At 43.8% G+C, this 11,750-nt stretch carries 11 protein-coding genes; 4 read left to right on the top strand and 7 right to left on the bottom strand.

Annotated features, from left to right (window positions below; genetic code table 11):
• The first annotated feature begins 1 nt into the window (after position 1).
• Positions 2–679: a DUF1129 domain-containing protein gene (locus RDV49_RS04125; RefSeq protein ID WP_003008618.1), complete on the top strand. Its 678-nt coding sequence runs from the start codon at positions 2–4 to the stop codon at positions 677–679.
• Positions 680–713: 34 nt separating this feature from the next.
• Here the strand turns inward: RDV49_RS04125 and RDV49_RS04120 are convergent, their stop codons facing one another.
• The 4 genes from RDV49_RS04120 to rpsF all read right to left on the bottom strand — a co-directional run bounded on the left by RDV49_RS04120 (position 714) and on the right by rpsF (position 2,582).
• Positions 714–1,235: a GNAT family N-acetyltransferase gene (locus RDV49_RS04120; RefSeq protein ID WP_003008620.1), complete on the bottom strand. Its 522-nt coding sequence runs from the start codon at positions 1,233–1,235 to the stop codon at positions 714–716.
• A 257-nt stretch (positions 1,236–1,492) separates the two neighbouring features.
• Positions 1,493–1,732 carry a 30S ribosomal protein S18 gene (gene rpsR / locus RDV49_RS04115; protein WP_000068664.1) on the bottom strand — a complete coding sequence of 80 codons (240 nt, stop codon included), beginning with the start codon at positions 1,730–1,732 and terminating at the stop codon, positions 1,493–1,495.
• 41 nt (positions 1,733–1,773) lie between these two features.
• Positions 1,774–2,271, bottom strand: coding sequence for a single-stranded DNA-binding protein (locus tag RDV49_RS04110; protein ID WP_003008622.1), 498 nt, complete (start codon positions 2,269–2,271; stop codon positions 1,774–1,776).
• A 20-nt stretch (positions 2,272–2,291) separates the two neighbouring features.
• Positions 2,292–2,582, bottom strand: a complete 291-nt coding sequence (rpsF, locus tag RDV49_RS04105; protein WP_003005040.1) for a 30S ribosomal protein S6 — start codon at positions 2,580–2,582, stop codon at positions 2,292–2,294.
• Between the two features lie 303 nt (positions 2,583–2,885).
• Between rpsF and RDV49_RS04100 the strand changes: the two genes are divergently transcribed.
• Genes RDV49_RS04100 through RDV49_RS04090 form a run of 3 tightly spaced genes read left to right on the top strand, consistent with a single transcriptional unit; the run spans position 2,886 to position 5,215 of the window.
• Entirely contained in the window at positions 2,886–3,938 is a 1,053-nt protein-coding gene (locus tag RDV49_RS04100) for a bifunctional glycosyltransferase family 2/GtrA family protein (protein ID WP_003008625.1), read from the top strand.
• A complete protein-coding gene (locus RDV49_RS04095) occupies positions 3,925–4,827 on the top strand; it encodes a phosphodiester glycosidase family protein (protein WP_003008628.1) in 903 nt (300 codons plus the stop codon). Before RDV49_RS04100 ends, RDV49_RS04095 begins: the two co-directional genes overlap by 14 nt.
• The gene (locus tag RDV49_RS04090; protein WP_003008629.1) at positions 4,808–5,215 is read left to right on the top strand and encodes a hypothetical protein; all 408 of its coding nucleotides are present in this window, start codon (positions 4,808–4,810) and stop codon (positions 5,213–5,215) included. Before RDV49_RS04095 ends, RDV49_RS04090 begins: the two co-directional genes overlap by 20 nt.
• A gap of 66 nt (positions 5,216–5,281) precedes the next feature.
• Here RDV49_RS04090 and RDV49_RS04085 read toward each other — a convergent pair whose 3' ends face one another.
• The 3 genes from RDV49_RS04085 to hutI all read right to left on the bottom strand — a co-directional run bounded on the left by RDV49_RS04085 (position 5,282) and on the right by hutI (position 11,704).
• On the bottom strand, positions 5,282–7,390 hold the full coding sequence (locus tag RDV49_RS04085; RefSeq protein WP_037608069.1) for a surface-anchored 5'-nucleotidase: 2,109 nt from the start codon (positions 7,388–7,390) through the stop codon (positions 5,282–5,284).
• A 390-nt stretch (positions 7,391–7,780) separates the two neighbouring features.
• Entirely contained in the window at positions 7,781–10,165 is a 2,385-nt protein-coding gene (locus RDV49_RS04080) for a phosphoketolase family protein (protein ID WP_003008634.1), read from the bottom strand.
• A 291-nt stretch (positions 10,166–10,456) separates the two neighbouring features.
• Positions 10,457–11,704, bottom strand: a complete 1,248-nt coding sequence (gene hutI / locus RDV49_RS04075; RefSeq protein ID WP_037608072.1) for an imidazolonepropionase — start codon at positions 11,702–11,704, stop codon at positions 10,457–10,459.
• Positions 11,705–11,750 lie beyond the last annotated feature (46 nt).

Raw genomic sequence — 11,750 nt, 5'->3', positions numbered from 1 at the left:
TATGTCTCAAACCGACCTTCATCAACTTAGTAAGAAAAATCAAGAATTTATCCGGATCGCCAAACACCAATTGCTTGAAAACGGAAAGACAGAGGAAGAAGCAGAAAGCCTCATCCAAGAAATTCTTCCAGCTATCCATGAAAACCAAGGAAAAGGAATTCCGGCACGGACCCTTTTTGGAGCTCCAACTGTATGGGCGAATTCTTTCAGCGAGAAAGAACGCTATGAAAAAGAGCATCCGAAATTAAACGATGCTCCCTCTCTCATGATTTTGGATTCCTTCCTCTTTATCTTTGGTGTTTTTGCTGCGATTAGCGCCTTTATGAACTTGGTCGCACCGCGTCGTACTGGCTATGGGTTGATCACCTTGATTCTTGGAAGTTTGACAGGGGCCCTGCTCTTGTATCTCATGTACTACTTCTTCTATCAGTATATGGATGGCACCAAAGATCGCAGCGAGCGTCCCTCTCTTTGGAAATCCATGCCGATTCTTGTTGGAGTCATGTTCCTTTGGGTCATTGTCTTGTCCTTTACTTCCCTACTCCCACAGGTTCTCAACCCAACTATTCCAGATGTCCTTGCCATCGTTTTAGGAGCTTTAGCACTTGTCCTTCGCTTCTACCTCAAGAAACGCTTTAATATTAAAAGTTCGAGCACAGCACCCGCAACTCGTCGCTAAAAAGAAACGGATGAAGTTTTCATCCGTTTTTGTTTTACTGTATTTCCCTGTTCAATCTTTTTGAAAAATAGAGGACTAAGTCATCATTGTTTTCACAAGAACTGTAAGGGGCTAAGGGGTGATCACTAAACCAAACCTCAGATCCATCTGGGATATAGCCCCGTTTGACATACAGTCTTTGAGCTGGGCCATAACCCGAGTGTAAACCAACCCCTAAAGTAACAATCTCTGATAGTAGCCGGACTCTTTTTTCTGCCTCCTCTAAGAGTTGATTCCCAATCCCTCGATTTCTAAATGGTTCAAAAACATTAAAATCAGATAGTTCAGGATAGACTCCCACGAAAGGGCCGTGCTTGGCAGCAGGCAATATAGTGATATAGCCTGCCACAAATCCATCCGACTCAGCTACTAATACGTCCCTCTCTCTATTCTCCTGCTCTTGAAAATAGCTAGTCAAGATATCCTCTCTACCTGGCCACCCTTGGTGGATAAAGGCTTGAGAGATGTGCTCAATATCTGCCTTTATCATCCTCCTGATGATTACACCTTCCTTCATGTTGCGCTCCTTGATACCTTTCTCCCCATCATTATAGCATAATTAGAGCTTGGGAAAGGTCAAAGAGCTTCACACGGACCTAACTCACTATCATATTTCTATGCTCGCAAAAAAGATCCAAAAGGGTCTGAAAAAGAGGTCCACTGGACCTCAACTCGCTCTTACATTTCTAGGCTCGTGAAAAAAGATCCGTTAGGGTCTTAATTCGCTCTCTTGTCTTCAAGCTCATGAAAAAAAGACCCTAACGGGTCTTTTTTTTAATCTTCGTTTACGAAAGGCATCAAAGCCATTACGCGAGCGCGTTTGATAGCTGTTGTTACTTTACGTTGGTTCTTCGCTGAAGTTCCAGTTACACGACGAGGAAGGATTTTCCCACGTTCTGAAACGAAACGGCTAAGAAGCTCAGTATCTTTGTAATCGACATATTCGATTTTGTTTGCTGCGATGTAATCAACTTTTTTACGGCGTTTGAATCCGCCACGACGTTGTTGAGCCATGTTTAATTCTCCTTTATAGTTTTAATTCGTTAAACCCATTCTTAGAATGGAAGATCGTCGTCTGAGATATCCATTGGATTCGCTCCAAATGGATTTTCTTCACGACCAAAGTTTGGCGCTGCATTGCTTGGTTCAGATCCACCAAAGCTTGGGGTTGCATTTCCAGCAAAACCACCGTTGCCTGATGAATAGCCACCACCTGCATGCCCTTCGCGTGCTGCACGGCTTTCCAATAGTTGGAAGCTGTCTGCTACGACTTCAGTGACATAAACACGTTGACCTTGCTGGTTTTCGTAATTACGTGTTTGAATGCGACCGGTAATCCCAATCAAAGCACCTTTCTTAGCCCAGTTGGCTAAGTTTTCTGCTTGCTGACGCCAGATCACACAGTTGATGAAATCGGCTTCGCGCTCTCCATTTTGACTCTTGAAGTTGCGGTTGACAGCTAGGCTGAATGTAGCAACTGCTTGATTGCTTGGAGTGTAGCGAAGTTCAGCATCACGGGTCATACGACCGACAAGTACAACATTGTTAATCATAAGTCACCTCGGATGATTTCTTACGCGTCAACTTTTACGATCATGTGACGAAGAATGTCACCGTTGATTTTTGAAAGACGGTCGAACTCGTTAAGAGCTACAGCGTCGTTCGCTTCAACGTTTACGATGTGGTAAAGTCCTTCACGGAAATCTTGGATTTCGTATGCAAGACGACGTTTTTCCCAATCTTTTGATTCAACAACAGTTGCACCGTTGTCAGTCAAGATAGAATCGAAACGTGCTACCAAAGCGTTTTTAGCTTCTTCTTCAATGTTTGGACGAATAATATAAAGAATTTCGTATTTAGCCATTGATAATGTTCCTCCTTTTGGACTAATGACCCCCTGTCTTTGCAAGGGGTAAGTGAGGTTTACTCACAAGAAACTATTATACCAGACTTTGCGAACAAAGGCAAGAATTATCTTTAGGATTTAAAAAATGATTCTGGACGTCCCCTTCGAGAAAAAAGAAAGAAATGTCCTAAAAAATGACATTTTATAGAAGAAACTATTCCCACTCTTCCTCTCCTTTCCTTAAAGAAAACTGATATCAGTTAGCTTTAAGCTTGAGTCTTTATACTAGCTACAACAAATCTCAAGAAACGAGGAACGATTATGAATTATCTTATCATCCCCGCCTATCAACCGGATCTGAATCTTGTCAAACTGGTTCGCTTGGTTCACGCTAAGAGCGATCTCCACATCATCGTCATCGACGATGGGAGTGACGCTGACAAGAAAGTGATCTTTGACAAATTAGAGGGTCTTGCGACAGTTCTGACTCATGAGCACAACCAAGGAAAAGGACAAGCACTCAAGACTGCTTATGCCTACATCCTAGAAAGAGGCACCTATGGAAGCATTGTTACAGCTGATGCAGACGGTCAGCACAAAATTTGGGATATTTTCAGGGTTGTTAACCAATCTCAAGAGCATCCTGGAACACTTATTCTAGGAGCCCGCGCCTTCTCTGGAAAAGTTCCTTTGCGTTCTGCTTTCGGAAATAAATTGACTCGTTTCTTGTTTAAGCAACAAACAGGGGTGGCGGTCAGCGATACCCAAACGGGCTTACGGGCTTTCACTACGAATCTCTTGCCTTTCATGCTTGAGGTTGACGGTCAGCGTTATGAATATGAAATGAATGTTCTCCTCGCAGCAAGCAAGTCCTTCCCCATCGTGGAAGTTCCCATCGAGACGGTCTACATCAATGACAACGAAGGCTCCCACTTCCGACCTATTCGAGATGGCCTCATGATCTACAAGGACATGTTCAAGTTTGCCCTCTCCTCTCTGAGTAGTTTTATCGTTGACTATCTGGTCTACGCCTTCTTCCTTTTCGTGATGATGGCCGTGCCCATTAGTCTACGTATTCTCCTAGCGAATGGGATCGCTCGTGTGACGAGTTCCATCTTTAACTACTCAACCAATAAGCACCTGGTCTTTAAGAATAAAGACAGTGTCGCTAAAACTGGAAGTGGCTACTTTGGTCTAGCTCTTGGCCTCTTTATTCTCGATACGCTCTTGATTCGACTCTTCTATACTGCTTTCGGGCTCAATCTCCTGATCAGTAAGATTGTCGTCGGCTTCCTCCTCTTTCTGGTCTCATGGGTGATCCAGAAAAAAGTGATCTTCAAAGAAAGGACTGCTCCCCACCATGAAATTCTTTAAAAAATCCTACACCTATGCTGCCTGCTTTGGCCTTCTTTTGACCAGCAGTTTTAGCTACTCTATGCTCAAGACCTTTGTCTTATCCGATGCCATCCAAACCGTAAAAGCTACGACTACGGACACCAAGGCAGCCAAAAAAGCAGCTGCATCGGCTACAACGACTGATACTAGCTATTCAGATGACAATATCCAGGTAAGCCTAACAGAAAAAACGGTTGAAAATACCCAGGTTTACATTGCAGATATCACAGTCAGCTCATCTGACTACCTCAAAACAGCCTTTGCACAAAATACTTACGGAACCAACGTGACGGCTAAGACCTCTGTCACAGCTGCCAACAACAGTGTCATTCTAGCAGTGAATGGTGACTATTACGGGGCTAACAGTACAGGATACGTCATCCGAAATGGAGTGGTCTTCCGTGATACCGTTCGGGAAGATTCAAGCAATGGTGACCTAGCCATTTACAAGGATGGATCCTTCAAAATTATCTATGAAGATGAGATCTCAGCGGATCAATTGGTCAAAGACGGGGTCGTCAATCTCCTCGCTTTCGGTCCTTCCTTAGTTGAAAATGGAGAAATTACCGTCGATACCAACTCAGAGGTCGGGCAATCTATGGCGTCTAATCCACGGACAGCGATTGGAATCATCGATGAAAATCACTACATTATCGTCGTGTCAGATGGACGGACTTCAGAAAGTGAAGGGCTATCTCTCTACCAATTAGCCGAAGTTATGAAGTCTTATGGCGTTAAAACAGCTTACAACCTGGATGGGGGTGGATCTTCTACACTTTACTTCAATGGCCAAGTTATTAACAAACCAACAACAAATGGTACTATCTCAGAAAGGGCGGTGAGTGACATTGTCTACATCGGTTACTAATCCTATCAAAAAACGCTTGAAAAAGACCATCCTATGGTACATTCTTATCTCGGCTTTCTTCTTTGTCGGAAGTCGTATCTACGAACACTTTAGTTTTGGCGAAACCTCTGCCTTCATGCACTACCTCTTCTTGATTCCTTTGATGGGTGGCGCCCTACTAGTGCTTCTACAGTTGATGGTAAAAGGCTTCTCTCGCCTGAGCCTCAATCTTTGGAATTCAGGAGTGGCTACGCTCACAGCCGGAGCCCTCTACCGAGGGATTGTTAACCTCTCTGGTCGATCTACTACAATGGATCAACCCTATTATTACATTGGAGTTGCCTTTCTAGCACTAGCTCTGATTAGCCTCTTCTTTGTCCGCAGTGTCTGGGTGGAGAAAACAGCCTAAGACATCAAAAACGTCCGTTTCTTTATAGAACGGACGTTTTTTAAGGTAAGTTAACGGATGAACGACTTAGCCTTCACGTTTTTTTCTGGCTACAAATCCTGCTAAAGCTAGTGAGGTCATGCCAAAGAGGCTAAGGACGGTTGAAGCCAATTCATCTTGACCTGTTTTTGGAAGACCAGTTGCTGGTGTAGCAGCTACTTCTGTTTGTCCACCCGTATGATAAGTGACAGCAACTGGTTTGTTTGTTGCCACTTCTTTTGTTTCAATTGCAGCTGGTTGCGCTGGAGTTACTGGGGGTTCAGGTTGAGGAGTTGGGGTAACAGGAGACACTGGAGCTACAGGATGAACTGGATTTACAGGACTTACTGGATCAACTGGCGCTGGCTGTGGTTCTGGAGTTGGTTGAGGTTGTGGTTGTGGTTCTGGAGTTGGTGTTTCTTCTTCCACTTTTTCCACAAAGGTCTTGTTGCCCAAGATTGAAGCAGATAATTTCTTCCCTGCCTTATTCACATCTTCGATGTACTGGATAAAGACTTCAGTATCTGGATTAATCGCACCGATCAATTTTGTATCACGAAAGACTGAGAAGCCATCTCCGCCACCATACAAGAAGTCGTTGATAATCGCCTTGTAGGTCTTGTTGCGATCAATTTCGGTCCCGTCTGCCTTGTATGCTTTCACGACCTTATATGGATTTTCTTCCGTTGCATCAGCTGGTTTCGTATAGGTGTACTTGATCCCTGCCATTTGCAAGAAGTAAAGCTCTTTCTCATCATATTGTTGGTCCAAAGCTTTGTAGATTTGGTCCCCAGTGATTTCTACTACTTGGAGGATATTTCCAAATGGTTGTACTGCTTGAGCTGCACCCCAAGTTACTGTTCCGTCTGGTTTCACCACGAGGTCTGCACGGATTCCTCCATTGTTGGTGAAGGCAAAGTCAACATCTGGATAACCTGATTTTTTGGCAATATCTAGTTGCGCTGCTGTGACCAAATCTCCAACAGCACTTTCTTTTTGTGCATTCAATTCACGGGTAATATTTTCAGCCTTGTCTGCTGTACCGATTTTTGCTTCTGTTACTTTTTTAACCGTCGCATTGGCATCATCGATGATCGCTTGAACCTTGGCATCTTTTGCTTTGCCTTTCGATGGATCTACCGCAATAATCTTAGCAGTTGGAGCTTTAACAAAGTCAGCTGTATCTGTATCTAGGACTCCACGGACATCCGAGTAGGCTTTCCCTTGAGACGTACCTTGAACGATCAAGGTATTTCCAACCATCCCGTTTGTATATTGGTGGTTATGACCTGCAAAGACGATATCCACTGAGTTTTCAGGATAGATTTGGTTTAATTTTTTGATCATTTCTGCAGCCGGACCTTCTGCTACACCATTCTTACTAGTGGCAGCAACGTGGGCCAAGACAGCAATCGCATGAACCCCTTGGTCATTTAATTCACGCGCATATTTAGCAATCGATTCTGCTTCATCCAAAACACGGTATTGTTCATGATTTTTGCGCAAGACAAGATTTGGGAATTCTGTCGTAACAACCCCGATAAATCCGACCTTAACTGTCTTGTCATTGACTGGGATTTCTTTGATGGTATAAGGTTTCCAGTCAAATGGGATTTTGTTGGTATCCTTGTCGACCAAGTTGGCAATCACGACTTCTTGTTTAGAAGCTTCATGAGGATATTCATCGACGATCTTATTGAATTGACCAGGTGTTGGGGCTTCTCCCTTCATGATCCGGTTGAATTCACCAAGTCCTTCGTCAAACTCGTGATTTCCAAGGGTTCCGTATTCAAAGTTCATTTCATTGAAGACTTTTACAGTTGGTTCATCTTGAAGGAGGGCAGAGTTGGCTGGACTAGCGCCGACCATATCTCCCGCTTGCACACGGATGCTGGCATTAGGCGTTCCGGCATTCTCCGTTTCAAAGTCTTTTTGCGAATCGTTCAAATAGGTTGCCAAAAGTGGGGCTGTTCCTGCGTTTTTCACAGTTTCGCCTTCTAAACGAGCTGTCCCTGTTTGTTCCAAGGCACCGTGGAAGTCATTAACGCCCATGAACTGTACGGGCAATTCGTCTGCAAAAACGCTATTGATCGCAAAAACACTAAGACCCGCAGCGACCGCTAGGATACTGCTTTTCAAGATAATTTTTTTCTTCATAGAATACTCCATTTTCTAATGTAGAACACTTCTCCAAAAAGGAGAATGCAGAACAGTTGATTTGCTGCAATCAGCTCTTCCATTTTACTATTTTTTCGGTTTTACTTCAATATTTTCCTAGAAACTCTTACAATTTTATTAGAAAAACGCTTGATTTCCGAACATCTATTCTCATCCTCTTCCTTTTGTTACTTGCTGTTTCTCACAAAAGAGGCTGGGACAAAAGTCCTAGCCTCTCAATTATTTTTGGATTGTCGAGCAAGACGCAGTGGTTGAGTGGGCTCTACTACGCTGATTTCATCAGCTTTTACAGCCCTACTCAACTGTGCGGAGGTGGGACGACGAAATCGAATTCTAACGAATTACCGATTTCTGTCCCACTCTCTTTTCTTATTTATTCACGTTTTCCCATTTCCAGTTTTGAACTTCTGGAATGTCGTCTCCGTTTTCACGGATGTAGTCATGGTGGAAGGCGATTGTTTCATCCATCTTCGCTGCAAATGCGCTTGCTGCATCTCCAAGAGCTGCATTAGCTGCATCTTGTGCCAAGTGGAAGCGATCCAACTCAGACATCACACGCATATCAAATGGTGTGGTGATATCCCCGTTTTCACGGTAACCATGTACACGAAGGTTATGGTTGTGACGGTTGAAGAAGATATCACGGATCATGCCTTCGTAACCATGGAAAGCAAAGATGACTGGTTTATCAGTTGTGAAGACTTTGTCGAACTCTTCATCTGAAAGTCCACGCGCATCAACGGATGGGTGACGCAATTTCAAGATATCCACAACGTTGACAAAGCGGATCTTCAATTCTGGGAAGGCCTTGTGCAAGATTGTGATGGCTGCAAGAGCTTCTAAGTTTGGCTCAGTACCTGCGGCTGCAATAACAAGATCTGGCTCTTCATCTGCTGAAACAGTTGATGCCCAATCGATCACCTTGTATCCTTCACGAACCAATTCTTCTGCTTCAGCTGCTGAATAGAATTGAGGACGTGGGTGTTTAGAAGAAACGATCAAGTTGATTACATCTTCTCCCTTGAAGGCTTCATCCATCACTGCAAGCAAGCTATTGGTATCTGCTGGCAAGTACTCACGGATATATTCAGGAGTTTTCTCAGCCAAGTGAGTCAAGATACCTGGATCTTGGTGAGTGTAACCATTGTGGTCTTGTTGGAAGACAGTTGAAGTTGCAATCAAGTTCAAGGCTGGGTAGTTTTTACGCCATGTTGTATGGGTCTTAGACTTACGCAACCATTTGAAGTGTTGAGTGATCATAGAATCCACAACACGAAGGAATGATTCGTAAGAAGCGAAGAAGCCATGACGACCTGTCAAGACATATCCTTCAAGCATTCCTTCTGCTTGGTGCTCTGACAATTGAGAGTCAATGACACGACCAGCAGGGCTCAAGGCTTCATCGTAGTCTGGTTTCATACGTCCTAACCATTGACGGCTTGTACGAGTGAAGACTTCTTGAAGACGGTTTGATTTGGTTTCGTCTGGACCGAAGATACGGAAGTTATCTGGGTTTGCATCTACTAAGTCTGCCGCATACTTACCAAATTCGATCATGTCTTGAGCCATGATTTCACCTGGTGTGTTGAATTGAAGGGCATGTTTCTTCCAATCAGCTGTGTTCATTGGTTTGATCACACCAGCATTTGTGATTGGGTTCATCGCCATGCGACGGTCACCTTTTGGTGCAATTTCAGCAATTTCAGGAACTAGCTTTCCAGTTTCGTCGAACAATTCAGCTGGACGGTAAGATTCCAACCATGAAAGAAGGGCATCGACATGCTCCATGTGGTGAGCATCTACTGGGATTGGAACTTGGTGCGCACGGAATCCACCCTCGATTGGTGTTCCTTCCCATGCTTTTGGACCAGTCCAACCCTTAGGAATACGAGCAATCAAGACAGGATATACTGGTTGAGTTGCTTCTTCAGCAGAACCTTTACGAGCTTCTGCTTGGACTTTCTTGATTTCTTCAATTGCTTCGTCCAATTTTTCAGCGAACAAAGCGTGTGCAGCTTCGTGGTCGTCAGAAATAGCGGTTACGTCTGCAAAGATTGGTTTCCATCCAAGACCTTCAAAGAAGAGGGCCAATTCTTCGTCTGTTTTGCGTTCAAAGATCGTTGGGTTGTGGATCTTCCCTCCGTTGAGGTAGAAGATTGGAAGGATAGCCCCATCGTTGACTGGGTTCAAGAAGGTATTTGACAACCATCCTGCCATCAATGGACCTGTTTCACCTTCACCATCACCGATAACTGTGGCAGCAATCACATCTGGATTATCCAATACAGCACCTGCAGCGTGAGAAAGGGCATAACCAAGTTCTCCACCTTCGTGGATAGATCCTGGTGTTTCAGGCGCCGCGTGAGAAGCGATCCCTCCTGGGAATGAGAAGATCTTACACAAGTGTTTGAAACCTTCTTCATTTTGAGGGATATTTGGATTCAATTCAGTATAAGAACCATCTAAGTAAGAGTTCGATACCATTACCTGTCCACCGTGACCTGGTCCTTCAATGTAGAACATATCCAAGTCATATTTGTTGATGGTACGGTTCAAGTGAGCATAGATAAAGTTTTGCCCTGGTACAGTTCCCCAGTGTCCGATTGGGTGAGCCTTCAAGTCGTTTTCAACGACTTCGCGCTTCAACAACGGGTTATCTTTTAAGTACATTTGAGCAGCTGAAATGTAGTTGGCTGCACGCCACCAAGCGTCTACTTTATCCAAGTAAGCTTTGCTGTTATAATCGACAGTCATCTTGTCTCCTCACAATTTCTAGACAGGTCTGTTGAACAACCTGTTCGTTTGATCAATAGTTTAAACAATCTGTTTTCACGACAAACAGATGATATTGAAGAAAATATTCAATATTACTTCTATTCTATCAAGAATTTCCCTTTTTGTACATCAGAAAGTAAGAAAAATATTCTTTGAACGTCAAATTTTAATTTCCCACTAAAGTGGTTCCATTCCCTACAGGGATAGGTTTTAAAAAAAGACTTTGCTGATTTTTGCAAACCAGCAAAGTCCCAAATGAAATGGAGTAGGTTAAATGACTTTTTGACCTTTCTTGTAGACATCTGTCACTAGATTTGTCGCAAAGAAATAGAAGAGATAATCTAGATTTGGTGCATCAAAGATGGTAATGTCAGCCTGTTTGCCAACATCGAAAGAGCCGATTGTTTTAGCACGATCTACTGAATAGGCTGCATTGATGGTCACTGCATTGAGAATTTCTACTGGAGTTAGGCGCATCATGAAGCAACCCAGATGCATGGCAAACTGGAGATTGGCTGTTGGACAAGACCCTGGATTGCTGTCCGTTGTTAGGGTGATGGCCATCCCAGCGTCCAACATCTTACGAGCCGGTGCATAGGTATCTTCCATGAGGCTGAAGGTTGTAGCAGGCAAAAGATTTCCAATCACTTTTGCTGCAGCTAATTTTTGAATGCCTTCATCGGTAATCACCATCAAGTGTTCTGCACTAGTAGATTCCAATTCAGCCGCCACATCAACACCACCAATGGATTCGATTTCATCGGCATGGATCCGTAGCTTGAAGCCCATCTCCTTAGCCTTTGAAAGAAGATAGCGAGATTCATCTGCTGTAAAGACACCTTTTTCACAGAAGATATCACAGAACTCAGCTAGCTTTTCTTCCTTCACTTTGGGAAGCATTTGCTCCACAATGAGATCTAAATATTCTTGGGAACGGCCCTTGTACTCTGTGGGAATCGCATGGGCTGCCATAAAGGTTGATACCAGATCAATTTCATGATCCCGATCCAATGCAGCCACAACATCCAACTGGCGTTTTTCAGTTTCCCAATCCAAACCATAGCCACTCTTGGCTTCGACAGTAGTCACCCCATGACGCAACATGTAATCCAACAGTCGTTTGGACTTGTCATAGAGATTGTCAAAAGAAGCTTCCCGTGTCGCCCGAACCGTGCTCAGAATTCCACCGCCTTGGGCGAGGATGTCTAAGTAAGAAACACCCGCTAATTTTTTCGCAAATTCATGTTCACGACTACCTCCATAGACCAAGTGGGTATGGCAGTCAATCAGGCCAGGAGTCGCAACTTTTCCTTCACAGGATTTCACTTCCGTATGGTCATCAATCAGTTCTGGATCTGGTTGACCTGTCCCAACTGCAAGAATTTTTCCATCCTTAATAGCGATATAAGCATCGGAAAGGATTTGCGCTTCTGCCATCTCCTTGCCATAGAGAGGATGACCCAGATCATTCGGACAAAACAATTGGTTAAAGTGGGTTAATAGGATATCAGCAGACATATGAAACATTCCTTTCTATTTCCATTGTTATTCATTTTACAATTCT

The organism is Streptococcus parasanguinis, assembly GCF_031582885.1.
Classification (GTDB): Bacteria; Bacillota; Bacilli; order Lactobacillales; family Streptococcaceae; genus Streptococcus; species Streptococcus parasanguinis_M.
Note: the sequence above shows the minus strand (reverse complement) of the source record. Positions and strands in the feature narration are given on the sequence as shown.

Coding starts and splice junctions, on each gene's coding strand:
- rpsF (WP_003005040.1), bottom strand. CDS start 2,582: ATGGCTAAATACGAAATTCTTTATATTATTCGTCCAAACATTGAAGAA.
- RDV49_RS04080 (WP_003008634.1), bottom strand. CDS start 10,165: ATGACTGTCGATTATAACAGCAAAGCTTACTTGGATAAAGTAGACGCT.
- RDV49_RS04110 (WP_003008622.1), bottom strand. CDS start 2,271: ATGATTAACAATGTTGTACTTGTCGGTCGTATGACCCGTGATGCTGAA.
- RDV49_RS04085 (WP_037608069.1), bottom strand. CDS start 7,390: ATGAAGAAAAAAATTATCTTGAAAAGCAGTATCCTAGCGGTCGCTGCG.
- RDV49_RS04100 (WP_003008625.1), top strand. CDS start 2,886: ATGAATTATCTTATCATCCCCGCCTATCAACCGGATCTGAATCTTGTC.
- hutI (WP_037608072.1), bottom strand. CDS start 11,704: ATGTCTGCTGATATCCTATTAACCCACTTTAACCAATTGTTTTGTCCG.
- RDV49_RS04120 (WP_003008620.1), bottom strand. CDS start 1,235: ATGAAGGAAGGTGTAATCATCAGGAGGATGATAAAGGCAGATATTGAG.
- RDV49_RS04125 (WP_003008618.1), top strand. CDS start 2: ATGTCTCAAACCGACCTTCATCAACTTAGTAAGAAAAATCAAGAATTT.
- rpsR (WP_000068664.1), bottom strand. CDS start 1,732: ATGGCTCAACAACGTCGTGGCGGATTCAAACGCCGTAAAAAAGTTGAT.
- RDV49_RS04095 (WP_003008628.1), top strand. CDS start 3,925: ATGAAATTCTTTAAAAAATCCTACACCTATGCTGCCTGCTTTGGCCTT.